Below are 26,805 nucleotides of genomic sequence, written 5' to 3' on the forward strand. Positions count from 1 at the left end.
CCCAGCATAGCTCCAACCTTTCTGGACCATTTGCAGAACTGCTAAACTTGACAACTGGTCTTTGCTGCTCGCCAATCGCCACGCTGCGGAAGGCCGGTTGCAATGCCCTGCGATCGCGTATCCATCGCGGCATCGCAAGTGCCTTCCCACAAGGTGAACGCTCGCTCCCACCCCGCAACGGGGGGCGCACGCCGCGAACATGCGCCCCCTTTAGGCTAGCCCTTGCGCCCGCGCATGGAACGGCGAAATGTCGGTCTTCTGGCCCGCTGCTGCTGTTGCAGCCACTTTACCCTGCAAAAGTGGCCCCTAAGCCTGCCAAAACCTCTCGAGCAAGCGATACGCAGTGAATGACACAACCAATACTGTTGCATCAGGCGCGAGCTCCTGATCGACATCAAGCAAAGCGCGTGTTGCCGGATGGGCCCGGAAATTGCCGTCGGCGCCGGCGCGCTCGGCTTTTGGAAGGCTTCCCGGACCCGACACCTGCGATGCTAGGTGCTGCACAACACCGCCAATATCTTGGACAAGGTGCCGCTCTCGGTGCCAGCCGCCATCAGGAGGGATTCGCGCCAGGTCTATTGGGAGCCGACGCGGACGTCCGCCCGCAGCGGCAATCGACGTCTTTGCGAACAATACCGCGCCAGATGCGGACGGGGAGTCGAATGATCGCCGCAATCGTCGTCTCACCATGAAGAAATCGCTAGTCTATCTCATCCGTGCTTCGCAGTTGATCCCAATGCTCGGCAGGGAAGTCGTAGAAGGCCAGCAGGGTTTCGCGATCCTTGACCAGGCTCGCGGCTAGGTTTGACCGTCCCGCAGAGAGACCTTATCCTCGATCGGCTTTATGATCACTTCCCGGCTCTTTTTGAGCGCCCGCCGCCTCTTACGGGCTCTGCTTTGGTGCATTGCCGATGTCGTCGATCGGCATCAAGATGTCCGCTCAAGCAGGATTGGTCGATAGACCGCCCCCTAGCCAACGCGGTGGTGGAGCACCGGGCTGCGCAGCGCAAGGGCAGGCAGCTGAGGGCTAAGCCGCGTTGGCGGCGAGCGGCCCCGCGCTGCGTCGGTGCAGCACTCTGGGCGCGATCCCGCCGCCTGACGCCGGCGCGTGTTGAAGTGGCGAGCCATTTCTGCAGCAACATCCTCGATGAGCTCAAGTAGCCACCGGTTTCAGGCCCGACCTCGTCCACAGCGACTATTCTGCAGCCGACCCCGGACCTAGATTTAGGCGCTCGAAGTACCAAGACGTGTCGTCGCCTGACGACTCTGTCTCATCACTTGCTTCACTCGAAGCTCGCTTGATGTTTGCCTGAGCACCACTACTCTCGGCGGCAAGATATCCTTCAGGTTTGCCTACACGTTGCCATTTACCTTCGTCGTTATGCGTCCACTTGTCGGGATGCTGGTGAGGATCAAGTACCCAGTGATTCTTATCACTCACAGGAACAAAGCCCATCTGAGCCAGGCGGGACTCGATGCCTGGGAGCGCAGGTTTTGACATAATCAATGCTTGTTCGCCGTCTTCCCGAAGCTGATGTTCGAGTAGGATATCGCCAGCGTTCTCGACGAGCGGATGAGTAACCCGAAGATCTACTTGGGATGTGACCTCGTTTCGACCGGGGAACTGGGCGCTGAATCGCCTTCCTCCTACCCGAAGTTTGCCTTCTGTCCTCAGAAGCCCGACAGTTTTGTCACCCAAGCGATAGGCGTAATATCGCGCCTGGTCCGTATCTTCGTCGGTGTGGCCATAGGTTCTAGCAACGTTTGCCGCGCGCTGAGCTTTCGTGGATATGAAATCCGAGTACTCCAGTGGACGCTCGGCAATGTACTTGATGTCCTCACCATAGAAGGCCTTCACTTCTTCCCCGAACTGATCGATGTCGATCTCTTCGATCGGAGCTTGGGAACTTACGAAGTACGGCCGTGTCGCTGCCTGAGACGAACTTGGGCCAGCATCGGGGGCCATGCCTGCAAGCCTTTCCGCAAAGCCCTCGTCATCTGAATGCTTTGCTTCATCACCCTGGGCAGCGCTTGTGGATTGGCTAGATGAGCCAACAATTCGGCCATACATCGGATCGCTCTCCTGTCGGTACGGTTTCGTGCTGAGCTCGCGTTGCTCGAGCCCTACCGAGGATTGTAAGATGTCTAGCTGACTACGAGCTGACGCGCCGAGGTTGAGCATCTGTCGCCGGCTTTTGTGAGAGGAAGCTAACTCCTGGTGAGTGAAGAACGGTTAAGCAAATGAGCTAGACCCCCATCTCGTCGTTGTGGACTGCTGCGAATGCACGGTTTGGTACACCAGGCATGGAAGTCTTGGAATTTCATTTTCAGGATTCCGTCGAATCGACAGCCATAATTCCGTCGTCGCATCAGAGGTGGCGATGCGGCCGACGAAGCACAGGACGACGGGTCCAGACAATCCGTTCCGGGCGAGGCTGGACCAGATCATCAATATGAAGCACTCGCGGTTCAGCTCACCACCAAGGTCGATTGGGACTGGATCGACATCCGCCGCTGTACAGCGAGAACAGCCGTCGCGCCGCAGCTCCACGAGCTTGTTTCGAGCGGCCAGCATCGGCCACACAGCCACAGGCGGCTCTCAGCGGCAGGGGGGCACCTTGCACGCCTGGCTGAAAACTGTTTGGCGTCTCTTCCTGACCGCCGATGGCACTGAGTTCCGGCCACAGGTGCGCGCCGGATGAGGCAGTCTTAAACCACGCCAGATGCGCCTTCGGCGGAACAAGCGTCCCTGCCGGGACGAAGGTCGTGGCAATCTTGAAGTCGTGCCTGCGGGCTTTACGCGCCGCACTCTCCACGTCGAGATGCACACCTCTTGAACGCGATCGTGCGGCGGCCCCCTGTGGAGACGACCGCCAAAAAAGCCATGAACTCGGCAGTGGATCACGTTTACTATCGAGGTTGACACCGTACCCGCGATTAAAGCACGGACGACGACTTCGTAGGCCCGTCGACCCGCTTCCACTCGTCGTTCTCGTTCTTCACACTTCGCCCGCGTTCTCGACGCGGTTGAGTAACCTGAAGACCTACCAAGGACGTGATATCGTTGCGGCCCAGCTGTTCCTGCAAATCGTCTCCTTTAATCCGAGCCGGGCCTGCTGCACTTAAACGGCCCGGAGAGCGCCTTCGCTCATGCAGCTTCGGCTGCAGCTGAAACGTGGGTCTGGCAGTCGGCCGGGCAAACCCTGGCGCACGCACCGCATCCGATGCAAGCACCCTGATCGTCCAAGACCATGATCTTCTTCTCGACCTCATCGTCCTCGTCATTGTCGAGGTCGACAAGTTCGCCTTCCTCGTTGATTCCTTTCAAGGTCATGACATCTCGACCGCACACCTTGAAACAGCGGCCACAACCGATGCATTTCTTTGCATCGATCGTGACCAAGTATTGTGGCGTCCAGTCGCGTCCGTCTCGCGTTTGAAACGACATGCATTGCCCCCTCTAGGTATTCTCCAGCGCTTTTAACGCGCGGCTCGTGCGATCAAGTTCGGCGTAAGACTCGTACGCTTTCTGAGCGACCACCATGATCGAGGTCCAGTTGATGGGTAATTCTTCCGAAAGATCGTGCAAATCCATCTTGGCCTGTATCGCCTTGGCGGACACTTTCCTCAGTTCGGCCTTCAGTGTTTCACGATCGCCCATGAGTGAGTATCCTCAATAGTTTGCCACGTCCGGGAACTTCCGAATCAGGTCGATTCCGTCCCTGACATATTTATCCCCCTCCTGCGCCAACTTGACGAAACTGTCGAATCCGAAGCGATGCACGTCGCGCAGCTGCTTGTTTACGGCGACCAACCGCCCTGCGATGAGCACTATGCGCCCGAAGCCTTCATGATGCAGCTTCAGAATCGGCTGAATCATGACGCCAGTCTCCCTCTCTACCGACAGCGCAACTGCATTGAAGAACAGCTCAAGCCGCCACAGTGTTTTTTGATCGGGATCACCGATAATCGGCAATGCGCGCCGCTTTTCCATGTTCAGGATATAGGGTTCGAGCAGATCACGATCGCTCTTCCCTTCCCAGGCTCCGTTGGTATCCTGAGCACGCCAAATCTTGACCAAATCGATGAGGAATGGCGCGTCGACAAGCCTGGCCTGCTGCTCTATTTTTGCGGTCATATCACCTCATTCATCAAAGTCGAACGTTCTCCGCTGGTCCTTTGCCATGACCTTGCGCAGCCAGGGAGGTGGTGTGCCCTTCAGCACCCGCTCAAGTTTTTCTAGCAACACCAGAATATTTTCTGGTTTACTCACCTTGATAGGATGAATTTTTTTGGCCACCACTCGCGCAGCCGCTGCACCACCAATGGCAGCGACGTAGAGGATTGCGCAATCCTTGACGGCCTCGATCTTTGGCGCCAACTTATCATCGCTGCCGTCTTCCTTAAGATCGCCCTCAAATTCGATCGCTTCAACAAACACGTGCCCGCCGGGAGCGACATCGTAGATTGCGATATTCTTTGCCCAACCAAAATGAGCATCGACGCGTCTCAGGTCCTGAGTGGCAAACGCAACTTTCATGCAACCGACCTCTCAGTCGCGCCAGCGGAGCTGCGATAGCCTGGGCATAGTGGCAGTCCGCGCGCAGTTCGCCACCTATCTGGCGTAGGCTGATCGTTTTTGTCGCGATGCGCAATCACGAGATTGGCGATTTCGAAGATCAGATGACGGGTACCACGATAGCCTACTGACAGCTGGTGTCCCGCGCCAAGTCGATCGAATATCGGAAAACCTGCACGATAGAACGGCACCTTCAGCCGCGCCGCCGCTTGCCTTCCATGCGAATGCGTGATCAGCAGGTCGCAACACCTCTCTTTGGCAAGGTCTTCCAGATCTTCGAGATCGCCAATGATCACCTCCTTGGTCTGGATCCGCTCGATCACCTCCGACTGAGTAGTCGTCACGGCAACGGTCACCTGCGCGCCCATTTCGCTCAGCATGTCGGACAAATCGAGCAGAAGGTCTGGCTCAGCACCGATTGCGAGTTTGCGACCGCCAATATGGAAGTGTGCATCCAGCATGGCATCTGCGAGCTGACTGCGCTGGCGTCGATACTTCAAGGGTATCGGGCGCCCGCTGATCTCGCTCAAAAACGTCATGAACTTATCATTCGGACAGAGACCGCACAGCCGCTCGAAGACACGAAAAGGCACGCCGGTCTTTGCCTGCATGACCTCTGCAGCTCGCCGCATCTGCGCGCCGATTGCAATCGTCCAGCCCGCGCGGCCCATATCCGCAATTTCGCCAACGCCGATGCCACCGATGGTCGTTGGCGTAAACTCATCGGGGATATGCCCATCGAGCGATCCCGCCAGGTCAGGGAGGAAGGACGGTGACAACCCGAAATCCTCCAGTATGACACGGAGTTCATCAAGATCGCCGGGCGTGAGGTGACATCCCGGCAGAACATTCACCCTCGATGGATCCCTCAGGCGACTGGCATTTGGCCCATCCACCAGCACCTCCACAATGCGCGCGACAGCCTTCTCCCAGCCGTCCTGGAACGCACCCTTGAAATCAGGTGTCGAGACGTAAACGAGCGGCAACTTTGCGAGTTGCGGATGCTTGCTCCGGATCAGCTTGAGGTAGGCATCCACATCGTCGCCGTTGGTTTCGGTGACACCAGTCGAGCAGATTCCGATGATCTTTGGCTTAGCTCGCTTGTAGATGTTTAGTATCGCCTGCTCGAGGTTCTCATAACCACCAAGTACCGTCGTGACCTCGCTCATCGCGGTGGTCTGCAGCGGTACAGCCTCTTTGAAATGCCGGACAAAGAGCGTGAGCCCGAAGGATGTGCACCCCTGGGAGCCGTGCAGAAGCGGCATCGCCCCGCCCAGCCCCATGAAAGCGAATGCGCCGCCGATCGGCTGGCTCATCTTCAGCGGGTTGACAGCGCAGGCTTTTGTTGGCGCCGTGACGATGGCCATGACGCCTCCCTACTCTGCGGCCTGTCGCATGGCAGATGGCTCGGACGCCAAGATATCCTCGATACGTCTTTGGCAGCAGCCACCGACCGCATTGGTATGCTCCCTGACCGCTTCGACGCTCCTCAGGCGATGCGCGTAGATTGCATCCTCGATCGTGCCCAGATCGACCTTGTTGCACATGCAGATCTTCCTGGCGCGGCGCGACTCTTGGGCGAGCGCCGGATCGGCGAGCGCGGTCGCGGGCGATTGCATCTGCTCCATCGCCTTGGCCAACGCCTCCCATGGCGCCGGTCGACGTAGCTGCCTCCACATCGGACTGGAGAGCGAATTATCGATCTCCTCCACCAGCTTGACCATTCCGACATAGCCCATATAGGCGTGGCAACGCTCCTGGTTGATATCGAGCCAAGGCACCGCCGCTTTCAGCGCGACGAACTGCGACTTGCCGCCCGATAGCATGATGTCCGCTTTTGCGCTCTTTAATATCTCGTACATCTCGCGCGGCGTCATATTCTCGATCATATGGGCTTCATGCCCCATGAGCTCTTTAATGCGCTCCTTATCTTCCTCGGTCGATTTTTTCACACTGGTACCGACTAACTCAAGCCCGGCTTCCTGGAGTGCCGCAACGACCGACCATGACTTGACGCCGCCGGTCATTAACAATGCTTTTTTGCCTTCGAGCCGTGGCTTATACGGCTCGATCGCACCCCAGGCCCACGCTTCCTCGCGCGCGATCACCGCTTCGGTGCGCCCCAGCAGATCTGTCGGGGCGCCGCGTTCAACCAATAAGCGGGCAATCTGCCGTAGCGATTCGCTTGAATCTTGAATACCGTAGAAAGACCCCTCGAAGAATGGAATCCCGTAGCGTTGTTCCATCTTGCGTGCGACGTTGATCATGGACTTTGAGCACACCAACATCGACGCCCGTGCGCGATGAGATGAAGCGACTTCGCGATATTTGCCGTCGCCTGAGATGCAGCAGAGAATTCGTACTCCAAGCTCGTCTAGTAGTGGCTTCACTTGCCAGAGCTCGCCCGAAAGGTTGTATTCTCCGATCAGATTGATGTCGTACGGGGTGGTGTAGTCCGGCTCTCGTGTACCGATCACATAGTCGAGCAAGGCCTCGCCGGCCAGCTTGTTGCCGAGGTTCTTCGAACCGACGAAGCCCGGAGAATTGATCGGGATCACCGGCTTTGAGAATCTTCGAGATGCCGCCTTGCAGACTGCGTTGATGTCGTCACCGATCATCGCCGGGATGCAGGTTTGATAAACGAAGATTGCGGACGGATCGTACTTGTCGATGATCTCCTTGATCGCCTTGCAAAGCCGCTTCTCGCCTCCGAATACAATATCGGTTTCGCTCAAATCGGTTGTAAATGCGGTGCGCCACAGATCCGAGCCGGACGACGCTGCCCCCCGATTGTCCCAGGAATTTCCCTCGCACGCGATCGGACCATGTACCAAGTGAGCCACGTCGGTGAACGGCTGCAGCGCAACCTTGGCACCATCGAAAGCACAGCCGCCGGCAGCACTACCTGGCCGCAGCTGTTTGGTGCAGCCGTTCCTGCGTTCAACCTCCGACTTACTGCCATTCTTGGCGCAGCCCGGCTCGTTGAAGATATCCTGGACCCTGGCCGCTAGTGAACTCATGCTGTTTCCTCTCAGGGCGAACAAATTGCAAAATCAACGACCATGCGACCGTGCCATCGCCCATTGCTTGAGCGATGGCACGCGCAGTCGCTCATCAGCGAATGATGTCGAAGCTGTAGTCCGTTTTGCCAAGAACGTTGGTGTTCTTGTCGATCTCGTCGAAGATCTTGTCCAGGATCTTCACCAGCACGTTCAGGCCGCCCTGATAGCCCCATAGGGGGGAGCGGTGATGATGATGCCGATCGAAAATCGGAAAGCCGATGCGGATCAGTGGCGTTCCGGTATCGCGCTCCAGGTACTTCCCGTAGGTGTTGCCAATCAGAAGATCGACCGGCTCGGTAAATAGGAGTGAGCGCATATGCCAGAGGTCTCGGCCGGGATAGACTTGGCAGCCCTGTCCAAATGGCGAGCTTGCAAGCAGCGCCTGCATTTTTTCCTGCCATGCCTTGTTGCCGTTGGTAGACAGCACATGGGTCGGCTCGGCGCCGAGTTCGAGCAGAAACGCAGCTAACCCATAGCAAAGATCCGGATCGCCATAGATCGCGAACTTCTTGCCATGAACATGCGCGCTGGAGTCGGCGATGGCGTCCACCAGGCGGCCACGTTCTAGCGCAAGTTGCTCGGGAATCTCCTTGCCGCTGAGGCGTGACAGCGCGACGATCAAGTCATCCGTTGCAGATAAGCCCACCGGGTAATTGAAGGATACGACGTCCTGCCCATGCTCCGCAACGAATGTCAGCGTCTTTTCCGTGCACCATTGTTGCATCGAGATAGTCGCCTTGGCATGAATCGCGTTCGCCGCATCCTCCAGCGTCGTACCACCGTCATACATCCGGAATTCGCCGTCGGTCGGAGTATCAAACACTTCCGAGTTGTCGGCGAGAACCGTATGCTGGATGCCCATCAATTCCAAGACGCGCTTGATCTCGCGAAGGTTTCCAACGGTATAGCCATCGAAGCCGCCAATGATGTTGATCGCCCCATTCGGTTTACGCTCAAGCTTCGGCGCTGTCCCGGCCTTGCCGTCCCAAAAGTGCTCCAGAATGCCCTTGAGCGCATTGTCATAGCCCGTCACGTGGCTACCGACGAACGCCGGCGTGTGGGCGAAGGGCACGTCGAAGTCCGCCGGAACTGAGCCTTTTTCTTTCGAAGTCTTGATGAAGGCGTTGAGGTCATCGCCGATCACCTCGGCCATGCAGGTTGTGGAAACCGCAATCATCTTGGGCTTGTACATGTTGTAGCTGTTTGCGAGCCCGTCGATCATGTTGTTCAGACCGCCGAATACGGCAGCGTCTTCCGTCATTGACGAAGAGACACAGGAGCTAGGCTCCTTGAAGTGCCGCGACAAATGACTGCGGTAATAGGCCACACAGCCTTGCGAGCCGTGGACAAAGGGCAACGTACGCTCAAAGCCAACAGAGGCGAATACCGCGCCAAGCGGCTGGCACGCCTTGGCTGGATTTACCGCTAGCGCCTCCCGCGCGAAGTTTTTTTCGCGATATTCGGCGGTTTTCGTCCATTCCTTAATACGTTCGACCTCGGCAGGATGGCGAGGGTTCTCGAATATCTTCTTCTTGGCCAGCATCTGCTGGTATTCTGGACCGCGGAACAGTTCGACATGATCGAGCACGTGCTCGGCACTCTGCGCCATTGGTGAAATCCTTCACTGTCGTCGAGATTGGTATCGCCTCGGCTTTCCCGAGCGTTGATTTGCTTTATTCGGCAGCCTGGAGCTTGGCGCTCGAAGCTTCCTTCCAGGGGGCCTTCGTTTTCTTCCAAACCGGCGAATTGACCGCCATGTCCATGTCGCGGGCAAAGATCGCGAATCCGTCATAGCCGTGATATGGACCCGAATAGTCCCAAGAGTGCATCTGCCGGAACGGCACACCCATCTTTTGAAAAACGTACTTTTCCTTGATACCCGACCCGACAAGGTCAGGCTGGAGCTTTTCGACAAAGCGCTCGAACTCATAGCCATTGACGTCATCGTAGATAAGCGTGCTGTCCTTCACGTAGTGCTGAGCTGTGCGCTGATAGTCGTCGTTGTGACCGAACTCGTATCCGGTGCCAATGACTTCCATCCCCAGGTCCTCATATGCGCCGATAACATGACGCGGACGGAGCCCGCCGACGTACAGCATCACGGTCTTGCCCTCCAAGCGAGGCCGATATTTAGCGATCACCGCGCTCGCGAGCGGCTGATACTTCTCGATTACCCGCTCGGCGCCTTCCTTGATCTTGTCGTCGAAATAGCCCGCAATCTTGCGCAATGACTCTGCGATCTTTGATGGCCCGAAGAAATTGTACTCGCACCACGGAATACCGAACTTCTCTTCCATGTGGCGTGAGATGTAGTTCATTGAACGGTAGCAATGCAGAATGTTGAGCTTTGCCTTCGGCGTTGCTTCGAGCTCAGCGAGTGAGCCGTCGCCGGACCACTGCGCGATTACCCGCAGACCCATCTCCTCCAGCAGAATTCGGGATGACCAGGCGTCCCCGCCGATATTGTAGTCTCCGATAATCGCAACATCGTACGGCGTCGGCTCGAACTTGGGTTTGGCATCGTCCTCGAGATGACCGAAAATCCAATCGCGCACCGCATCGTTCGCAATGTGATGGCCCAGTGACTGCGACACGCCCCGGAAGCCCTCACAACGGACCGGCACGATGGTCTTGCCTCCATACTCCTTGGATTTTGCTCGTGACACGGCTTCGATATCGTCGCCGATCAATCCGATCGGGCATTCCGATTGGATCGTGACGCCGTTGTTGAGCGGAAACAGCTCTTGGATTTCATCAAGAATTTTGACCAGTTTTTTGTCGCCGCCGAATACGATGTCCTTTTCCTGGAAGTCGGAGGTGAACTGTAGGGTCACGAAGCTATCGATACCTGTGGTGCCAACGTAATAGTTGCGACGCGAGCCCCACGAATACTGACCGCAGCCGACGGGGCCGTGGCTGATGTGAACCATGTCCTTGATTGGTCCCCAGACCACCCCCTTTGACCCCGCATAGGCGCAGCCTCTGATCGTCATCACGCCGGGTATGGATTTGATGTTGGACTTGACGCCGCAGTCTGACTTTCCGGCCTGGTGAACATTGAGGTGCTTGGCACGCCGTTTCGCGGTTTTCTCCGGATAGACCCTCAGCACCTCCTCGATCAGCTCTTTGTTGCGAGTCCTGATTTCTGCGATGCTCTGGGTCGTGGCGAGACTCATCTGATGTCCTTCAAAGGTTAGCTGTTGCGAGGGCGGCTTCTTGATCCAAGACTTTTGCAACCAGCATGCCAGCGTCTCCTGAGCACCAAAACCGCAACAATCAAAGCTACTTACCGCACCTCGTGCGGTGACAAGGCCGTTGTTGCGAATCCGACATGGCGCTTTCGCAGAGAACTCTTGGTGTGGCCCCGTTCGAAATTGAACAAGGCGAGCTCTGCCTGAAATCTCCCACCCGGTTCTGGAGCCTATGCGCGATTGCAGTGCTCTGCGATTGAAGAAAGTCGGCAGCAAGGCCGGCTGGCCGGCTGGCCGGCACAGGCTTACCAATGCTTCTATACTTACCTACAGATGCTCGCTTGCTGCGATGATGATGACGTGTACGATCCGAAGCTGCAGAGCTCAACGCGAGCTGCCTTGCCACGTGAACGCTCGCCAGGTGACGCGAGCAGTTGCCGCGCCCTGACAAGGACACGCACAGCACATCGATCTCTTCGCGTGTATTGTAAAGCCCAAGGGACACACGGCACGTCGCCAGCAGGCCGAAACACTTGAGCAGCGGCATCGCACAGTGCGCCCCGGCCCGCACGGCTAAACCGGCAAGGTCAAGGATGGTGGCAATATCATGCGCATGTGTTCTTCACTTCAAACGAAATGATCGACCCTTCTCGGCCGGCGTCCCGATCATGCGCACGAAGTTGATGGCCTGAGCCCCTCCTCCGGGTAAGCAACCAGTATCTTCTCGGGCGCGGGTGGAGAATTCCTGCTCGCCGCGCGCCTTGCCCTGGGCGTTCAATGCCCCCCGCAGGAAGTTCATTGTAGTCACGCCGGAAACTCGACAGGATACTAGAATGCCAGGAACACGCCTTGGCGCCTCAACCCGCCGGCGAATCGGTCTGGCGCAGCGTCGTCACCCAGATCACGCGCGCCACCTGTTGGGTCGGGTTGTCGAACATGTGCGGTACGACGCTCGGAAAACGAAAGCTGTCACGGGCTTCCAGCACATGGGCTTGGTTGTCGAGCCACAGCCGCAGGCTGCCCGAGAGGATGTAACCTGCCTTCTCGCCGGTGTGCTGCAGGAAGTCGGTGCCGGAGGAGGCGCCGGGGTTGAGCGTGAGCTCGTAGAGCTCGAGCTGGCCCTTGCCTTCCGTGGTCAGCGCTTCCTTGACGACGCCGCTGGCGGTGAGCCGCAGCAGCCGCCGGCTGCTCTTGCGCACGATATAGCGCTGCCCATCGGCGGGATCGCTGCTCTCGAAGAAATAGGAGATGGGGACGTCGAGCGCGATGCCGAGCAGGCGCAGCGTGCGGATCGACGGCATGGCGCGTGCGCGTTCGAGCTGGCTGATCATGCCGGTGGACAGGCCGGTCTTGTTGGCGACGTCCTGGATCGAGAGGCCAGCGCGCTGCCGCAGCAGCCGCACGGTTTCACCCAGGCGCTGGTCCACCGCATCGTCAGCTTCGATCGTGGAAGCGTCCTTGGTGCCGTTGGTATAGCCGCGACCATCCATGTCGCTCTCCCATGCATCATCTCAGCCTCGGGCTTCGCGCCTCGTGGTTCTGTCATAGTGAAAAGCGGACTCACTCTAACAATGTGGCGACGGCTGTATTTAGTCGTGATGAACTTTTGTCAGAAAAATTTAGAAGCACTAAAGCCCACTCCTGTCCGTTTGCCGGGGTCTCGGGGCGCGGCGCTCGTTACGTCGCAACACTCTACGAGCGGCTCGCGCAAGTCACCACGAACTCGAGGCTAGCAAGTGAGAAAAACAGGAGACGGATAGGAAAGGCGGCTGTGTCGATAGCGTCTTCATTATGTTTCGTGCGGGAGCTTCTCTCGTCGGCTACCCGACCTTTGCCGGCACGCACGTATCGGGCACCGGGCAAACGACGGCGCATTGTGGCGCGTCAAAATGCCCTTCACATTGGGTACACTGGGACGGATTGATCACATATATGTCGTTCTTCAGGCTGATCGCAGCATTGGGACACTCGAACTCACACGCACCGCAGACGGTGCACTGGGATGCGATTATCTTGTAAGCCATCACTGCGATTCCATAAAAAAGGTGCGGGACAGCTTCTTGCTATCAAGTCTTGTGCCAGACAGTTTGAGCTTGATTCGTCTGGAGTATTTTCGATAACGCAAATCGCGGCCTCGACACGCTGTCGCAAATCCTACAAGGGCGTGGCGGCTTGATCTCGATGCTTTGACTTGCGCATGGTCAATTCACATCAATTAGGGATCAGATGAACCAGCTTCGCCAGACTCAGCGGAACGATCTGAGATGCTCCCCAACGCCCGCCGTGCCACGGCTAAGATCGATGCGCCGCGCGGCATCATAGAGTTCCCCGCCCGTCTAACCCAGAGCGCATCTTGTTGATTCCACTCACCGGGACAGCCGCCGCTTACGCGACAGCATCACGGGCAACAACCGGCAGGTCCTCACCAGTCCGCCTCGCCACAGCCAGTCAGAAGGCCGCGGCGGCCGCTCCAGATACAATCACACCCGTGATGCGCGTCCCTCTCGGGGCCCGCGGGACGCATTTTCAGTTGCCCCGTATTGCCGGTAAACCGGCATTCACATGCGCTTTATGGGGCAAAAGTACACTTTCTCCCCTCGCGCGGGCGGCTGAAGCCAGGTGTTCGTCTGGTGATCCTCCGTTACGCTTCGCGGTCAGAGTAGATGCCGGCAGCGGTCAGCCGATTAATGTGGGCGAAAAAAAAGCCACCCAAAGATGGCTTAGTCACGGAGGGAACAGCCATGAGGGCCTCTGGGATCACGCCGCAGCCTGTTCGATCGGTGAGAAGGGCAGCCCGAGGCTTTCGGCCACCGCTTTGTAAGTTAGCCGGCCCCGATGGACGTTGAGGCCTGCGCGCAAATGTGGATTGTCCAGTACGGCGGAAAACCCCTTGTTGGCCAGAGCCAAACCAAACGGCAGAGTTGCGTTATTCAGTGCTTGACTCGACGTCAGCGGAACGGCGCCGGGCATATTGGCCACGCAATAATGAATAATGCCATCTACTTCGTAAGTTGGATCAGCGTGAGTGGTTGGGTGTGATGTCTCAAAGCAGCCGCCCTGATCGATAGCGACGTCCACGAGTACCGCCCTCTTGCGCATCGAGCTCAGCATGCTCCGGCGGACCAGCTTCGGCGCGCTCGCACCTGGAACGAGCACGGCACCAATCACCACATCGGCCGCAAATAACTCTTCCTCTACGGACTCGATGGTTGAAAACCTGGTGCGAACGCGTCCTTCGAATAGCTCGTCCAGCTCGCGGAGCCGGATTAACGAACGATCGATGATGGTCACTTCTGCGCCGAGACCGACCGCCATGCGTGCCGCGTGCGTACCGACGACGCCACCTCCGATCACCACGATTCGGGCAGGCTGAACACCGGGCACCCCACCGATCAGCAGCCCTCGTCCGCCTGTACTCCGCTTTAGGGCGCTACCCGCCGCTTCGACCGCAAGCCTACCCGCGACCTCGCTCATCGGCGCCAGCAGTGGAAGACCACCATGCGCATCAGTTACCGTCTCATAAGCGATCGCGGTGCATCCAGATTCCAGGAGGCCGGTAGCCTGGTCCAGGTCGGGAGCCAGATGCAGATAAGTGAAGAGGATATGATTCTCACGCAGCTGAGACCATTCGGACGGCTGAGGCTCCTTGACCTTTACGATCATCTCGCTTAAGGTGAATACCTCAACGGCGGAAGTTAGAATCGTTGCGCCAGCATTGCGATAATCGTCGTCGGTTGCACCAATGCCAGCGCCCGCATTGGTCTCGATCATCACGCTGTGGCCTGCTGCCACGTATTCCCGGGCAGCTCCAGGAGTAAGGCCCACGCGATATTCGTGCGCCTTGATTTCCTTTGGGACTCCGACCTTCATTTGAAAACTCCCTGCCTGACGCGCCCTTCATATCGGAAGCGAGCAGCGATATCGCGACGCAGCCGATAAAATCCTGCAGGAATTCAGCGATAATTGACAGGCTTCGCAGGATTTCAAACCCACGGGTGCCGAGCGGACCGTGGGAGCTTGCTCCCTGAACTTAACGCGTCGACACGCGCGATAGTGATAAATCGTTCCGAATTGCTGTTCCGGCTCGGTGCGGAAGGTTCTTGCAGACTTCGTCGAGAACCACGGGTAAGAGGCAGTGCTGGGGTCATCCAACATCTGGCGATCTCCCTCATTTTCCGCAGCTAGCGTAGATTTCGCGTTGGGAAGCCTCACTTCAAACACTACTCAAAGTAGATTAGTCAAGCGGTCATCATGGAAAAGGAAGCTGACAAGACGCAACAAGCAGATGTCTGTTTGACGCTTCGCGTTGCTTTTTTCTTGAATTGAATAAAGAGCGACGCCCGGCTGCAGTGACGCCGATGAACCACTGCAGCCTAATGCTTTTGCTTTGCGTCCGACGCATCTGAGGCGACGCATCGCGTGGCGCGCTCGATGCTCGAACGGGGGAGGTCCGGATCGGACGGCAGGGCCAGGTCCCTCAACCCGGCACAGTCGGTCCATTTATCTAAGCATGCCTCAGACTGCTCGACCTTCGCACGCTAGCGCGATTGCGCTCTCTGTCGCGCAAACGCGTAGACCGGATTGATACCACAATAGGCGTAGGTGCCGGATGCAGTGGCCATACACTGCTCATAGGTCGAGAACTGGCAATTGCCCGGATATCCCCAGGTACGTCCCTGCAGACAATATACGTCCTGCGGGGCCGAGGGGATGTACGAGCGCCCCCGCGAAGCCGCGCTCGAAGCCGATCCAAAGCTGACGACGATGGGGATTGCAAGCACACCGATAAACAGAAGATTGCGCATGATCTCGCCTCCGCTAATTCTTGCCGAAGGATAGAGGATTCGGATTTTATGCTATGATCCTAGTCAATGGCAAATAGCCGGTCGCCATCGTGGGACGATCACCTTACTCTAGAAACTCAAGTGTGACAGCGCTCCGAGTTCAGAGCAGCAATCCGGCTGCTTCTAGAGAAGAACGCATTTTTCCGGCGTGATGGGCTGCATTTCGGGGCAAAGAAACGAGGGAAGTAGCAAATCGGCATATTACTCGCACTCACGCATGCGCGTTTGTAGCGATCAGACCCCTGACTCACTGCGCTTCGAGCGCGAGAAATTGATTGGGCGATTGCTTCCGCGGATATCGTCGTGGCCAGCGGCCAAGCGCCCCGTTTACAGGCCGAACATATGACCGCACCGTCGTCCCTTGTTCAACCAGAGAAAGATCTTGCAGCCGGCCGTTCCAAAGATGAATCAGAGCCCCTTTTGGACGCCGGTGGGGGTGCGATTCCAGTGCCGATTGACTCTAGAGGCTATTCTCAGGAGAGGGCGGCCACGGCATTCACTCTTTCCCATATGTACAACGGATATTGGATTTGTCGTCGATGCCCTCCGGTACGATCATGTGGATCTGCGGATGGTGGTTCATCGCCGTACCCGAGGAATGCAGCACCGTGGTGATGCGGATACGTGCGCCGAGATGCTCGGAATTTGCGGGGATGATCGTCATCGCCTCGGGAGCCTCTTGGAACGGCAGGCCATAAGTGCCGATCGCACCGGATAATCGGCATCACTAGCAGACCTGAACCCGCGGTAAGCGCGCCGCAGGCAAGCGGATGACGATCTGGCTGTCCGTGATGTTGACGACTTCCTTGCGCTTTCTTCCGTCATCGTACCGCAATTCGAACGTCACTCTCGATGCAGACGGGGTAAAGGGCTCAGGCGTAAGGCTGATCCACCCCTCCCCCAAATTCAGAATGATCGGTCGATCCGCTCGGAATCGGGCGTCGAGCAGCACCAAGTCCAATCGGAAGGACTGGAGCCGCACGTTGAGCCGTCGACGCACGCCATCATGTGGCCAAATACGCAGGGTGTGAGCGAGCGTCTTCATGATGCCACCGTGACAAACCTGCCCAAAGATGGGATCATCGGCAACGATCGTCGCAGCAGCGCGGACCGCCCCACAAAATCCCAGGTCGATCTCGCACGAGTAATACCACGCTCCACGGTGATGCGACTGACCGAGCCATGTGGTCCCGCTCGGCGCCGGCTCGAAGCCGCCACCGGCCGCGCCGTCATTCTCCTCGCCCGGATACCAGTAGCCATGACCGGCCGACGCCGGGCCGCTGTTCAGCAAAGCCCACGCGCTGAGTTGTGACGCATAGCCGAGACGAAGGAGCGGATGCGGGTCGTCTGCATCATTCAGCGCATGATCAAGCAGCGCCCAGCCACCCATCTGCGCCATGTAAGTTAGCGTATAGGCGTCGCCCGCAGTGCGGCGATAATCGCTGCCCAGGTAGTAATAAGCAGGTTCCAGCCAGCCACGGCAGAACAGATTTGCAGCGATCTGACGCTCCGCGAAGGAACGCGCTGCCGCCTTCGAAACCCCCATGGAGACAGGGTCGTCAAGGGCCGAGCGCGCCAGTGCCTGCGTTGATTCGAAGGCTGTGGAATCGAACGGATATTCAGACTTGAACAGGTCCGCCTTCGGATCGACGACGGCGCGCACCTTACGTGCCCAGTGCGCCTCCAACGTCGTCGCCTCGCGCGTCAAGCCCGCCGTCGTGAGCGCCGAAACCAGTTCGGGGATCACACATTCGTTGCAGATGCCGGTGCGGTAGGCAGACCACATCACCACGCGCATCGGCACCGTGAACATGGCCAGCGCCGTACCGTAGGCGCGTATCAAATAATCTCGTGCGCTCTGGCGGGTGGGTATCGCGGGATGGTCACGCGCGATGCGGTGCATGGCCAAATACATTGCGAAGATGTGCGGATAGTCATAAGGCCGCCAGATATGCAGGCGGCCCTTTGGGCCGGGATCGCTGCTCTCCCTGTTCTGCTTCCAATCGGGTATGCCATAGAGGCTGTAGGCGTATGCCTCCTGTGTAGTACGTTGCAGCCCGCCCCAGACGAACGTATCTATATACCGATCTAGCGCCGCCACTTCCGCCACATCAGGATGCTCGGCATTCTTGGTCGCGAGATAGACGGGCTTGCTCAGCCCGGGATCGTCGCACGTCACCTCGTAGATGCGCCAGCCCTTGATCCGGTCGTAATTGTCCGGGCCAAGCAGGACCTGCGTCTCCATATTCCACTCGCCAAACAAACCGTCGTACCATTTGGACGGGTCACGATGCTGCCGCTTCACGATGAAGGTTGCGCGCTTCTTCATCATCGTCTCGACGGGCTCGGTAGCGAAGAATTCAAGAAAGGTCTGGCGCGCACCCGGCTGGTGCAGGGTCAGCCGGTTCTCTCCCAATCGCGAAAAGCGAATCCGCCACAGTCGCCTGCCAGCCCGATCCGGCAACCGTTGCACCATCGTATCGCCGGTAAATTCCGCTTCGATTCGCTCCACCGGAATGGAGGACGCGAGCGCGATGTCGACATGCAGGTCGTTGGGAACCGTCATGCCCGGCGTTACTTCCACGTCCACCAGACCGGCGTCTGCGATAGCCCTGCGCGCCGCCTCGTAATCGGCAACCCACTGGAAGCGGAGACGGTAACGCCGTTGCTCGGTCGGCGACAGGAACAGGGAATGGGTCGGCTGGCGCCAGCGAGTCCCGCCCGCCCCTGCCTCGCCGGCGGCCGCCCCGGCTAAGATGTAGGCGCACCACGTCCCACTGGCTTCGGCCGAATCCTTATGGACATTCCAGTATTCCAGTGACGTGTCCGCTTCCGGTAAGAGCATGAGGAAGGGACCGATGCTGTTGCCGCGAATCCAGAAGATGTGCGATCCATGCCCCGAGATGAAGCTGTGCTTCAAAACAGCCACCGATACCGGTTGTCCTGCCGGAAATTCGGTGTTCATCGGCATGGGTAAATATAGGTCGCCAACCTCCACGCTCGCCATGCCATCGTTCCGCAGCATGATCTCCCACGTCAATCCAGCCTCATTGACTGCGAGGCGGGTCGTGAGAAGGACGCCAGCATCGCGGGCTGCTAGTTCAAGGGCCGCGCTATGCATCGGCCTCGTTGCATCAGCGCCGGTTCGAAGCGTATGCCACTCGGATCCGGCACGCCGAACTCTAGCGTGAGCCGCCCCCAGCACGGCTCCAGGCAGGACATAATCCGTGTCATACGCATCGTTACGATAACGCAACGAAGTAATGCCGTCTTGTGTGCAGCCCACGACGAAGGGAGAGTCGGCGGCCTTCAACACCATGACAACCTTGCGCTGCGGCCGATTGGGGTAGGCAGCGTAACGCCCCCGAACAACGCGCTACCCAAGACGCTACTGCCCAACAGCATCGTACGACGCGTATACGTCCAGGCTTCAGACATGCCTTTGGTCTTCGCCATCAACCGTATCCCGTATCGCTATTAGGAGCTGGAGCCGATATCCAACAGGCGAACTTCTCGCCGGACCTCCGTGCAGTCGTGGATCATCCCTGTGGCGGCAAGTTGGCAGCCACAGGCTCGCTCTCGAGAGTTACGCTCGTTCTGCGGGCGACGACCGTCCGCTCGGCCTCTTCTGCTGAGACTGGCTGTATGGGAGACCGCGGCAGTTAGGCGGATTCGGTTGCTGCTCGTGGAAGTTCTGGCCGTGCACGATCAGCGTTGTGCCGCTCGAGCGCCTTCTCGAGGAACAGGGTCGCAACCATGGGAAGCCAAGCGCTACCCGCGGGCGCGGGTTAACTTATCGGGACGATGGCTTTGAGGATTGGGGCGTCCACACGCCGCGTAGAAGTTTCAGATAGCCTCGCTCGCAGGGCGGTGAAATCATGAATGACCCGGTTTGCCTTGCGGCGGGCATGCGAATCCTTCCACTCGACCAAAGGAGGGTGGGTGTGGTCGGAAGCGAGCACCTTCGCTGCCACGTCTTGCGGGCCACCGCCGAGGCCGTGGAGGTCGAAGGCGTGAAGGAATTTCATCAGTGGAGGTTTCTGAAACGACGTCAGCCGCAGAATACGCCCCTCTTCAACAGATCCGAGGCAATTGTTCGCCCCACAGCCAGTCGACGACGCGTCGGCCGCCGAAACCGGTGGTCATCTGCACAAACTTGTGATCGTCAGCCACCGCCTCGCCAATGTCAGCTGCATCGGACGCGAGCGGGTGCGCCTTCATGGCAGCAAGCACGGCATCGGCCGATTCAGGCGCGACGATCGCAACGAGCTTGCCCTCATTGGCGACATGGATCGGCTCTAGTCCAAGAAGTTCGCAGGCAGCCGCAACCGCAGGCTTCACCGGAATGGTTGATTCCTGCAAATGGAACCCAACGTCGGATTGATGCGCAATCTCGTTGAGAGCCGCAGCGAGCCCGCCGCGCGTGGGGTCGCGCATCACGCGGATGCCGCCAGGGCCGGCGGCAAGCATGACCGCTACGAGATCATGCAAGGCGGCTGAGTCCGAGACGATTTCGGTTTGAAAAGCGACGTTCTGACGTTTTGACATAATCGCCACTCCATGGTCGCCGAGGCTTCCGGACACCAGCACACGATCGCCGACCCTTACCTTGTCGGCGGACAGATCCAGCCCATCGGCCACAAACCCGATCCCGGCCACAGAGATGAACAGACCGTCTGCTTTGCCGCGCTCGACGACTTTGGTGTCTCCAGCAATGATGTGAACGCCGCCCCCGCGAGCTGCCGCGCCCATCGAATCCGCGATCGTCTTCAGATCCGAAAAACGGAAACCCTCCTCGATGATAAAGCTGGTTGACAGATAGAGCGGACGCGCACCGGACATCGCGACATCATTAATCGTGCCGTGCACAGCCAATGACCCGATATTGCCACCGGGAAAGAAAAGTGGGGTAACCACATAGCCGTCCGTCGTCATCACCATCCTGCCTGCCGAAACATCAAACGCCGCCTGGTCATTGCAGCGAGCGAGCCATTCATTACCGAAGGCTTGGTGAAAAAGGTCGGAGATCAGCTGTGCCATGGCACGCCCCCCGGATCCGTGGGACAGTTCAACGCGCCCGCTCTTTACGTCGAGCTTACGTGGATAGGCTTTCATGCTCATGACCTTTGCCTCACCTGTTCACCGCGAACTCGGCCATAGGTCCAATACGCCGCACAAGCGCCTTCTGATGATACCATGCAGGCCCCTATGGGCGTTTCCGGCGTGCAGATCTTTCCAATCAACTTGCAATCGGCCGGCCGTTTGGCGCCACGCAGGATCGCGCAGCACTCGCACGCCGGATTGTCTGCGACAGGCATGTCATGGATCGCGAAACGCGTCTCGGCGTCGAATTTTGCGTAAGACCGCTTCAGCTTCAGTCCGCTGTTGGGTACGAGCCCGAGCCCACGCCATTCAAACTGATCACGCAGTTCGAATACCTGCGACACCTCGCCCTTGGCGCGCAGATTGCCTTCGCGTGTCACTGCACGGCGGTATTGGTTTTCTACCTCGTAGCGGTGTTGATTCACCTGCCGCACCAGCATCAATATAGCTTGCAACACGTCGAGTGGTTCAAATCCCGCGACTACGATCGGCTTCTCGAACTGTTCTGCCAGCGGCTCGTAAGGCTGCGTACCGATAATAGTGCTGACATGCGCAGGCCCGATGAAGCCGTCAATTGGGACGCCGCCGGCGTTGCGGATCTTCGGGTTCTCGAGAATGCTGTGCATCGCAGAGGGTGTAAGCACGTGATTGCAGAACACGCTCAGGCGATCCAACCGCTTGCTCTCGGCAATCCGGATCATGACCGCCGTTGGGGGCGTCGTGGTCTCAAAACCGATGGCAAAGAAGACCACCTCGCGGCCCGGTATCTGTTCGGCGAGCCGGATAGCGTCCAGCGTCGAGTAAACCATCCGAATGTCAGCGCCCAGCGCTTTGGCTCGCAACAGAGACTGTCCTTGCGACCCGGGAGCACGCATTAAGTCGCCGTAGACGCAGAGAGTGACCTCTGGTCGCTCGACGAGCCGGATCGCCATGTCGATTCGGCTCGCGGGCAGAACGCAGACGGGACAACCGGGCCCGTGGATCATCCGGACGTTCGCGGGCAGCAGATCCTCGAGGCCGTAGCGGGAGATCGCATGAGTGTGTCCGCCGCAAAATTCCATGAACCGATAGGTTCTTTGCGAACTGACCTCAGCGTCAATCGCACGCGCAAGTCCCTGCGCGATGCTCTTGTCGCGAAATTCATCAGAATATTTCATGATCGGCATTCCTGCTCGGCGGTGCTTAGCTCCTGCAGGAGCTCCAGCGTGCGCTTGGCTTCCGCCTGATCGATCTTAGCGAGCGCATAGCCGGCATGGACGAGGACGCAATCGCCGACATCGAGCTCGTCGACGAGAGCAATCGATATCTCCAAGCTGATGCCATCGATAGACACGAGAGCCATGTCGCTGGGTAGAATTTTCGCGATCTTCGCCGGAACCGAAAGACACATATCAGGCAGTTACTCCCGTGGCGGACGACTGTTGAGCAATCTGTAGAGCGGCAATCCAGGCCTGGCCAAGGCTCAAACCGCCATCACTGGGCGGCAGCCGCCGCGGCACCAATGGTGTAAGACCGGCTGCGCTGCAACCGCGCGGGATCTCGTCCGACAGCACCGCGTTCAGGAAGCAGCCGCCGCTCAGAACGACGGTATTGACGCCGGTTGTTCGCGCAGCGCGCGTGACCCAGTCGACACAGGCGGCGGCGAAAGTGCCATGAAACAGCCCCGCTCCACCTGCGGCGTCAATGTCATCAGCAATCAAGCGCGAAAACAGCGGACGAAGCGACAGCACGCCGCCGTCGATCGTCCAGCCGGGTTCGAGAATCGTTGCCCGCCGCACCAGCGCTTCGAGCTTCATCGCTGCTTCGCCCTCATAGCTCTGCACATGCGCAATCCCCAGCAGCGCCGCTGCCGCGTCGAATAACCGTCCCGCACTGGTCGTGGTGGTCCCGCCCGGCTGATCGAGCAAGTGCGACACACACCCCGCTTGCCGTTGCGCCGCAAAGCGGTGCCCGATTTCGTTACCCCTGCCGAGCCCGTGTAATACTGCGCTCGCCATACGCCACGGCTCGCGGGCTGCACGATCTCCACCGGGCATCTGCAGGGGCGCTAAGTGCCCTATGCGTCCGAACCACGTCCCTTCGCACAACAACAGTTCGCCACCCCAGTTACCGCCGTCAGCGCCGAAGCCATGGCCATCGAGCACAAGGGCAAGCGCTGGCCCCGTATGGCCATGCTCGGTGATTACCGCGGCAGCGTGTGCGTGGTGATGCTGGACCGCGACCAGCGCGCGAGCATTTGCTTCCGCAAACCTGGTAGAAGCCATTTCGGGATGAAGATCATGGGCGAACGCGACAGGCTCCACGTCGAGGATCGATGTGAGATGTCGGATCGTCTTCTCGAACGCACGGATGCCTTCGGCCGTATTTAGATCGCCAATATGCTGAGAGACGAACGCTTGGTTGCCCCGGGTGATTGTGATGGTCGACTTCAGTTCGCCGCCGACGGCGAGCACGGGCGGGACAGATCTCGCAAGCCGGATCGGCTCGGGAACATAGCCACGAGCACGACGAACGAATTGCGGCCGGCCAGCCACCACCGAAACCACGGAATCATCAGCACGCACCAAGATATCGCGATCATGGGTCACGATAAGATCGGCGATTCCGTCGAGCCGCCGCAGCGCCTGCGCGTTGTCAATCAACAGCGGCTCGCCGCAAAGATTGGCACTGGTGGCCACCATGACCGGGCTACAACCCGCACGCACACCTCGCGAACGAAGCGCATGGAAGATGAGGTGATGCAGCGGCACTACCGGCAGCATGATACCCACTCGCGATAAACCGGGAGCTATGGCGGGCGCCAGATTGTGGCGCGATGGCAGGAGGACAATGGGGCGTGCTACCGATTCTAGCAGCGCTAGCTCCGGCGCGTTCGCCTCCGCGATCTCGCTGACGCGCTCGATGGATTCGACCAAAACCGCGAACGGCTTCTGAAGGCGGTGCTTTCTTCTGCGCAAACGCTGCACGGCGTCCTGGTTACGCGCATCACAAAGAAGCTGGTATCCGCCCAGCCCCTTTATCGCCACGATCTGCCCCCGCGCGATTGCCGCGACAATATCGCTGATCGCATGGCTGAGCCGAGGACCGCATGCTGGGCATGCGATCGCCTCCGCGTGAAACCTGCGGCTTGCCGGATCGGCATAGTCAGCCACGCACGCGGCGCACAAACTAAACGCCCTCATCACAGTGTTGCGACGATCGTACGGAAGCCGTTCGGCGATGGTGTAGCGTGGGCCGCAATGGCAGCAACTGATGAAAGGGTAAAGATAATGCCGATTTTCTGAATCAAATAGCTCTTTGAGGCAGTGCTGGCAGACCGCGGCATCAGCGACGATCTGCGTCGACGATTTCCCGGCTTCGCTCGTACCGATCGAAAAGCCCTTCTCCGAGAGCGCGGCAGTCTCGCGAACGAAGATGTCGACTATGCGTGCCAATGGAGGCGCCTCGAGCGGCAACGTGGCGACAAACTCCAACGCACGGTGGCCCTCAACCTCGATGATAACGCCCTCAGCGCCATTGATGACAAAGCCCGCCAATCCATACCGAATGGCAAGTCCATAGACGTAAGGACGAAAGCCGACCCCTTGCACTGCCCCACTCACGATGACGCGCAGCCGTGTTCCGTCGCGGGTGGCTGCGGCGCTCATCGCCCTGCGTCCTGGAAGGCGCGTCTCAGACGGCCCGCCTGTCTATCGATCCAGGCGTAGAGCGCGGCAAAACCTTCGCCAGTCCGAGCCGAAACTACAATCACGTCGATCTTCGGGTTGACCCGTCTGGCGTATTCGATGGCCTTGCCCAAATCGAATTCGAGCGCCGACGCTAGATCAATCTTGTTAATCACCATGAGCGACGAAGCGGCAAACACATCGGGATACTTGAGCGGCTTGTCTTCACCTTCAGTAATCGAGAACACTACGATCTTGCAGGCTTCGCCAAGATCAAAGGCGGCGGGACAGATCAGATTACCCACGTTTTCAATGAAGAGAATACCGCCTGAGAGCAGCGGCAGGCGGCGATAAGCCTCGCCAATCATTGCAGCGTCGAGATGACAATTCTTGCCGGTATTGATTTGAACGGCTGGCACGCCGGCGGCCTGAATCCGTCTGGCATCGTTCGAGGTCTGCTGGTCCCCTTCGATGACCCCGACCCACCGGCTGCACTTGAGCTCGGACACCGCGCGGACGAGCAGCGTCGTTTTACCGGCACCGGGGCTGGACAAAAGATTAAATACAAGCAGGTCATCGGCTGCGAAGAGCGCGCGATTGTTCGCCGCAAGTCCATTATTCTTGTCCAGGATATCGCGCTCAATCTCAACGAGCCGTTTTCTGCTCCTGCCACAGCCCCTCAAATCAGGCGGATCGAGGCCGCTCGGAAGCGCCTGCGCGTTATCCGCCTGGTAATTGGCTGAGCGAGGACAGCGATTATAGCTATCATCAGCGTGATTTGACGGCGGCGGCCGTCGGTCGCCCGGCGGAAGCGCAGAATGGCAATCGCGATCGCCCTGAATGGATCGCTCATGGCTCTCCGCATCATTCTCCTCGGCGCGTTTTGTGGACGGCGTCCCGTCGTGGCAGCCGCAAACAGTACACATCAATCGATCTCCAGCTCCTTCACCCGTATCTGTTCGCCCGCGGTCACCTGCAAGTGATAGCTGCCGCAGCAAGGGCAGCACTCACCGCGCCGAGCAATTTCGACGCTCTTCGAACAGCTCATGCACCAAGCAACGCCTGGCAGCTCGACGATATTAAGAGCCGCGCCCTCGGCAACGGTCCGCGTTGCAGCGGCAGCAAAGCAAAACCTGATCGCTTCAGGCGCCGCATGACTCAGTGCTCCCATCTCCAGACAGATGCTCCGCACCCGCGAAGAGGATCGCTCGTGTACCTTCTCCTCGACGATCTGAATGATGCTAAGACAAATCGCCATTTCATGCATCGCGAACTTCGCTAACGTTGAGGGTGAACGCGACGCACGGATCGAGGGATGCAATCACCGCATGGACTGCATCTCCGCGTCTTCGAGCCGTCAGCACCGCGCCTTGCAGGTTCCGTACAAGCGGCCCGCGCCGGTGGAAATTCCACTCCGTCGGCGCAAGAAATTCGAAGCGGGATATTCTACCCTGAGCGTCGAGTTCAACCGCGTGATAGAGACGGCCCCTGGCGCATTCGACCGCGGCCGCTGCACGGCGCGGCCCTAGTTTATATCTTTCGATAATCCCATGCTCCGCGGCGGCAATCTGAGCGCCGGCCTTAAGCCAGGCACATAACCGGACGATTTCATTAAATCTGGCCATCAGCCGCTCGGCCGCACCGAAGGGTCCCAGCGGGACCCGATCCCGGCTTATCTGGCGCGCCCATGGACCCGTCTCGGGCACATTTCCGTCAACATCGGGACAATAGCAGAACGTCGAGTCATCCCCGAGCAATCGTTTCGTGATGCTGGGGTCGTCAGCAACAGACAGGAATGAGTGCCCCACCGGAATTGACTTCACGTCGACGTCATTAAGCGCCGCAACGCGAACCGCCAGCGGGCTACCAGACCTCAGCGCCTCCCCCTCATCTAGACCGAGCACGGCAAGCGCAGCGACAATCCGGCCGGTTGCTTCGCGTTGAGCGGAACTCCAGGCTGGCTGTGCGGAGCGGACAAACGCTGACAATTCCGACATCAGGGAGCGGATCGTCGCCGCACTGGCGACATCTAACGTAAGATGTCCGACAAAAAGGCTCCGGGCCAACTCCGCGATGCGCTCAGTAACCATAAGTGCAATACGCTGCCGCCTTGTTGCGCGGGTGATCACCTCGTCGCGCGCCGTCTCGATCGCGGACAAGAATGCAGTTTGCTGCGCAGCGACACACAACGCGAAAAGCCGCGGCAGCACGTTGAGCACTGTCGAGGGCTCCTTTCCGACGAACATCCGCGCCAGCGGCGGCCGGACTCGCGGCAGGATCTCGACCGAGGCGACTGCGTCGGCAGCTAGCAATACGCGGACATCGATTTTGTTGCGGGCAACGAGACTCATGGGCAACACT

General features: G+C 58.7%; 24 protein-coding genes and 2 pseudogenes. 1 reads left to right on the forward strand and 25 read right to left on the reverse strand.

Features of this window, described 5'->3' with window-relative positions; all coding sequences use genetic code 11:
• Positions 1–1,195 precede the first annotated feature (1,195 nt).
• A complete protein-coding gene (locus DCG74_RS32875; protein WP_210268423.1) occupies positions 1,196–2,071 on the reverse strand; it encodes a host specificity protein in 876 nt (291 codons plus the stop codon).
• Between the two features lie 310 nt (positions 2,072–2,381).
• On the opposite strand from DCG74_RS32875, the pseudogene DCG74_RS39075 reads away from it, so the two are divergent.
• A pseudogene (locus DCG74_RS39075) lies at positions 2,382–2,535 on the forward strand (IS5/IS1182 family transposase); the annotation flags it as partial.
• 613 nt (positions 2,536–3,148) lie between these two features.
• Here DCG74_RS39075 and fdxB read toward each other — a convergent pair.
• The 24 genes and pseudogenes from fdxB to DCG74_RS32990 form a co-directional block, all read right to left on the reverse strand.
• Entirely contained in the window at positions 3,149–3,448 is a 300-nt protein-coding gene (fdxB, locus tag DCG74_RS32880; protein ID WP_172787739.1) for a ferredoxin III, nif-specific, read from the reverse strand.
• A gap of 12 nt (positions 3,449–3,460) precedes the next feature.
• On the reverse strand, positions 3,461–3,661 hold the full coding sequence (locus DCG74_RS32885; protein ID WP_172787740.1) for a CCE_0567 family metalloprotein: 201 nt from the start codon (positions 3,659–3,661) through the stop codon (positions 3,461–3,463).
• 12 nt (positions 3,662–3,673) lie between these two features.
• Positions 3,674–4,138 carry a NifX-associated nitrogen fixation protein gene (locus tag DCG74_RS32890; protein ID WP_172787741.1) on the reverse strand — a complete coding sequence of 155 codons (465 nt, stop codon included), beginning with the start codon at positions 4,136–4,138 and terminating at the stop codon, positions 3,674–3,676.
• Positions 4,139–4,144: 6 nt separating this feature from the next.
• Positions 4,145–4,540 carry a nitrogen fixation protein NifX gene (nifX, locus tag DCG74_RS32895; protein ID WP_172787742.1) on the reverse strand — a complete coding sequence of 132 codons (396 nt, stop codon included), beginning with the start codon at positions 4,538–4,540 and terminating at the stop codon, positions 4,145–4,147.
• On the reverse strand, positions 4,537–5,946 hold the full coding sequence (gene nifN, locus DCG74_RS32900; protein ID WP_172787743.1) for a nitrogenase iron-molybdenum cofactor biosynthesis protein NifN: 1,410 nt from the start codon (positions 5,944–5,946) through the stop codon (positions 4,537–4,539). The genes nifX and nifN overlap by 4 nt, the downstream gene beginning before the upstream one ends.
• A gap of 9 nt (positions 5,947–5,955) precedes the next feature.
• Positions 5,956–7,599, reverse strand: a complete 1,644-nt coding sequence (gene nifE, locus DCG74_RS32905; protein WP_172787744.1) for a nitrogenase iron-molybdenum cofactor biosynthesis protein NifE — start codon at positions 7,597–7,599, stop codon at positions 5,956–5,958.
• Between the two features lie 94 nt (positions 7,600–7,693).
• Entirely contained in the window at positions 7,694–9,250 is a 1,557-nt protein-coding gene (gene nifK / locus DCG74_RS32910; RefSeq protein ID WP_172787745.1) for a nitrogenase molybdenum-iron protein subunit beta, read from the reverse strand.
• Between the two features lie 64 nt (positions 9,251–9,314).
• Positions 9,315–10,817, reverse strand: coding sequence for a nitrogenase molybdenum-iron protein alpha chain (gene nifD, locus DCG74_RS32915; protein WP_172787746.1), 1,503 nt, complete (start codon positions 10,815–10,817; stop codon positions 9,315–9,317).
• 106 nt (positions 10,818–10,923) lie between these two features.
• Positions 10,924–11,403, reverse strand: a complete 480-nt coding sequence (locus tag DCG74_RS32920) for an aminotransferase class V-fold PLP-dependent enzyme (RefSeq protein ID WP_257187455.1) — start codon at positions 11,401–11,403, stop codon at positions 10,924–10,926.
• Between the two features lie 162 nt (positions 11,404–11,565).
• Positions 11,566–11,684 (reverse strand): annotated as a pseudogene (gene sufC, locus DCG74_RS32925) (Fe-S cluster assembly ATPase SufC); the annotation flags it as partial.
• Between the two features lie 5 nt (positions 11,685–11,689).
• Positions 11,690–12,322, reverse strand: coding sequence for a cupin domain-containing protein (locus DCG74_RS32930; RefSeq protein ID WP_172787747.1), 633 nt, complete (start codon positions 12,320–12,322; stop codon positions 11,690–11,692).
• A 330-nt stretch (positions 12,323–12,652) separates the two neighbouring features.
• Positions 12,653–12,856, reverse strand: coding sequence for a 4Fe-4S binding protein (locus tag DCG74_RS32935; RefSeq protein ID WP_036014930.1), 204 nt, complete (start codon positions 12,854–12,856; stop codon positions 12,653–12,655).
• A gap of 733 nt (positions 12,857–13,589) precedes the next feature.
• On the reverse strand, positions 13,590–14,702 hold the full coding sequence (gene ald, locus DCG74_RS32940; RefSeq protein ID WP_172787748.1) for an alanine dehydrogenase: 1,113 nt from the start codon (positions 14,700–14,702) through the stop codon (positions 13,590–13,592).
• A gap of 668 nt (positions 14,703–15,370) precedes the next feature.
• Entirely contained in the window at positions 15,371–15,637 is a 267-nt protein-coding gene (locus tag DCG74_RS32945) for a DUF3551 domain-containing protein (protein ID WP_172787749.1), read from the reverse strand.
• A 535-nt stretch (positions 15,638–16,172) separates the two neighbouring features.
• Entirely contained in the window at positions 16,173–16,340 is a 168-nt protein-coding gene (locus DCG74_RS32950; RefSeq protein WP_172787750.1) for a transposase, read from the reverse strand.
• Positions 16,341–16,403: 63 nt separating this feature from the next.
• Positions 16,404–18,716, reverse strand: a complete 2,313-nt coding sequence (locus DCG74_RS32955; protein WP_246708934.1) for a DUF5695 domain-containing protein — start codon at positions 18,714–18,716, stop codon at positions 16,404–16,406.
• 748 nt (positions 18,717–19,464) lie between these two features.
• A complete protein-coding gene (locus DCG74_RS39080; protein ID WP_337993361.1) occupies positions 19,465–19,704 on the reverse strand; it encodes a hypothetical protein in 240 nt (79 codons plus the stop codon).
• 46 nt (positions 19,705–19,750) lie between these two features.
• Positions 19,751–20,797 carry a hydrogenase expression/formation protein HypE gene (gene hypE, locus DCG74_RS32960; protein ID WP_172787751.1) on the reverse strand — a complete coding sequence of 349 codons (1,047 nt, stop codon included), beginning with the start codon at positions 20,795–20,797 and terminating at the stop codon, positions 19,751–19,753.
• Entirely contained in the window at positions 20,794–21,936 is a 1,143-nt protein-coding gene (gene hypD, locus DCG74_RS32965; RefSeq protein ID WP_172787752.1) for a hydrogenase formation protein HypD, read from the reverse strand. The genes hypE and hypD overlap by 4 nt, the downstream gene beginning before the upstream one ends.
• Positions 21,933–22,121: a HypC/HybG/HupF family hydrogenase formation chaperone gene (locus DCG74_RS32970; RefSeq protein ID WP_257187456.1), complete on the reverse strand. Its 189-nt coding sequence runs from the start codon at positions 22,119–22,121 to the stop codon at positions 21,933–21,935. The genes hypD and DCG74_RS32970 overlap by 4 nt, the downstream gene beginning before the upstream one ends.
• Before the next feature lie 49 nt (positions 22,122–22,170).
• On the reverse strand, positions 22,171–24,426 hold the full coding sequence (hypF, locus tag DCG74_RS32975) for a carbamoyltransferase HypF (RefSeq protein WP_172787754.1): 2,256 nt from the start codon (positions 24,424–24,426) through the stop codon (positions 22,171–22,173).
• Positions 24,423–25,370, reverse strand: coding sequence for a hydrogenase nickel incorporation protein HypB (gene hypB, locus DCG74_RS32980; protein ID WP_246708935.1), 948 nt, complete (start codon positions 25,368–25,370; stop codon positions 24,423–24,425). Before hypB ends, hypF begins: the two co-directional genes overlap by 4 nt.
• Positions 25,370–25,711 carry a hydrogenase maturation nickel metallochaperone HypA gene (hypA, locus tag DCG74_RS32985; RefSeq protein WP_172787755.1) on the reverse strand — a complete coding sequence of 114 codons (342 nt, stop codon included), beginning with the start codon at positions 25,709–25,711 and terminating at the stop codon, positions 25,370–25,372. Before hypA ends, hypB begins: the two co-directional genes overlap by 1 nt.
• Positions 25,704–26,795 carry a hypothetical protein gene (locus tag DCG74_RS32990; RefSeq protein WP_172787756.1) on the reverse strand — a complete coding sequence of 364 codons (1,092 nt, stop codon included), beginning with the start codon at positions 26,793–26,795 and terminating at the stop codon, positions 25,704–25,706. Before DCG74_RS32990 ends, hypA begins: the two co-directional genes overlap by 8 nt.
• Positions 26,796–26,805: the final 10 nt, after the last annotated feature.

The organism is Bradyrhizobium sp. WBAH42 (assembly GCF_024585265.1).
Classification (GTDB): Bacteria; Pseudomonadota; Alphaproteobacteria; order Rhizobiales; family Xanthobacteraceae; genus Bradyrhizobium.

What these genes read in the sequence shown, in the direction of transcription:
- DCG74_RS32885 (WP_172787740.1), bottom strand. Translation starts at nt 3,661, where the DNA reads ATGGGCGATCGTGAAACACTGAAGGCCGAACTGAGGAAAGTGTCCGCC.
- nifX (WP_172787742.1), bottom strand. Translation starts at nt 4,540, where the DNA reads ATGAAAGTTGCGTTTGCCACTCAGGACCTGAGACGCGTCGATGCTCAT.
- hypF (WP_172787754.1), bottom strand. Translation starts at nt 24,426, where the DNA reads ATGAGCGCCGCAGCCACCCGCGACGGAACACGGCTGCGCGTCATCGTG.
- nifN (WP_172787743.1), bottom strand. Translation starts at nt 5,946, where the DNA reads ATGGCCATCGTCACGGCGCCAACAAAAGCCTGCGCTGTCAACCCGCTG.
- DCG74_RS32875 (WP_210268423.1), bottom strand. Translation starts at nt 2,071, where the DNA reads ATGTATGGCCGAATTGTTGGCTCATCTAGCCAATCCACAAGCGCTGCC.
- hypD (WP_172787752.1), bottom strand. Translation starts at nt 21,936, where the DNA reads ATGAAATATTCTGATGAATTTCGCGACAAGAGCATCGCGCAGGGACTT.
- ald (WP_172787748.1), bottom strand. Translation starts at nt 14,702, where the DNA reads ATGAAGGTCGGAGTCCCAAAGGAAATCAAGGCGCACGAATATCGCGTG.
- fdxB (WP_172787739.1), bottom strand. Translation starts at nt 3,448, where the DNA reads ATGTCGTTTCAAACGCGAGACGGACGCGACTGGACGCCACAATACTTG.
- DCG74_RS32930 (WP_172787747.1), bottom strand. Translation starts at nt 12,322, where the DNA reads ATGGATGGTCGCGGCTATACCAACGGCACCAAGGACGCTTCCACGATC.
- nifD (WP_172787746.1), bottom strand. Translation starts at nt 10,817, where the DNA reads ATGAGTCTCGCCACGACCCAGAGCATCGCAGAAATCAGGACTCGCAAC.
- DCG74_RS39080 (WP_337993361.1), bottom strand. Translation starts at nt 19,704, where the DNA reads ATGAAATTCCTTCACGCCTTCGACCTCCACGGCCTCGGCGGTGGCCCG.
- nifE (WP_172787744.1), bottom strand. Translation starts at nt 7,599, where the DNA reads ATGAGTTCACTAGCGGCCAGGGTCCAGGATATCTTCAACGAGCCGGGC.
- DCG74_RS32950 (WP_172787750.1), bottom strand. Translation starts at nt 16,340, where the DNA reads ATGACGATCATCCCCGCAAATTCCGAGCATCTCGGCGCACGTATCCGC.
- hypE (WP_172787751.1), bottom strand. Translation starts at nt 20,797, where the DNA reads ATGAGCATGAAAGCCTATCCACGTAAGCTCGACGTAAAGAGCGGGCGC.
- DCG74_RS32890 (WP_172787741.1), bottom strand. Translation starts at nt 4,138, where the DNA reads ATGACCGCAAAAATAGAGCAGCAGGCCAGGCTTGTCGACGCGCCATTC.
- DCG74_RS32935 (WP_036014930.1), bottom strand. Translation starts at nt 12,856, where the DNA reads ATGGCTTACAAGATAATCGCATCCCAGTGCACCGTCTGCGGTGCGTGT.
- hypB (WP_246708935.1), bottom strand. Translation starts at nt 25,370, where the DNA reads ATGTGTACTGTTTGCGGCTGCCACGACGGGACGCCGTCCACAAAACGC.
- DCG74_RS32990 (WP_172787756.1), bottom strand. Translation starts at nt 26,795, where the DNA reads ATGAGTCTCGTTGCCCGCAACAAAATCGATGTCCGCGTATTGCTAGCT.
- hypA (WP_172787755.1), bottom strand. Translation starts at nt 25,711, where the DNA reads ATGCATGAAATGGCGATTTGTCTTAGCATCATTCAGATCGTCGAGGAG.
- DCG74_RS32945 (WP_172787749.1), bottom strand. Translation starts at nt 15,637, where the DNA reads ATGCGCAATCTTCTGTTTATCGGTGTGCTTGCAATCCCCATCGTCGTC.
- DCG74_RS32970 (WP_257187456.1), bottom strand. Translation starts at nt 22,121, where the DNA reads ATGGCTCTCGTGTCTATCGATGGCATCAGCTTGGAGATATCGATTGCT.
- nifK (WP_172787745.1), bottom strand. Translation starts at nt 9,250, where the DNA reads ATGGCGCAGAGTGCCGAGCACGTGCTCGATCATGTCGAACTGTTCCGC.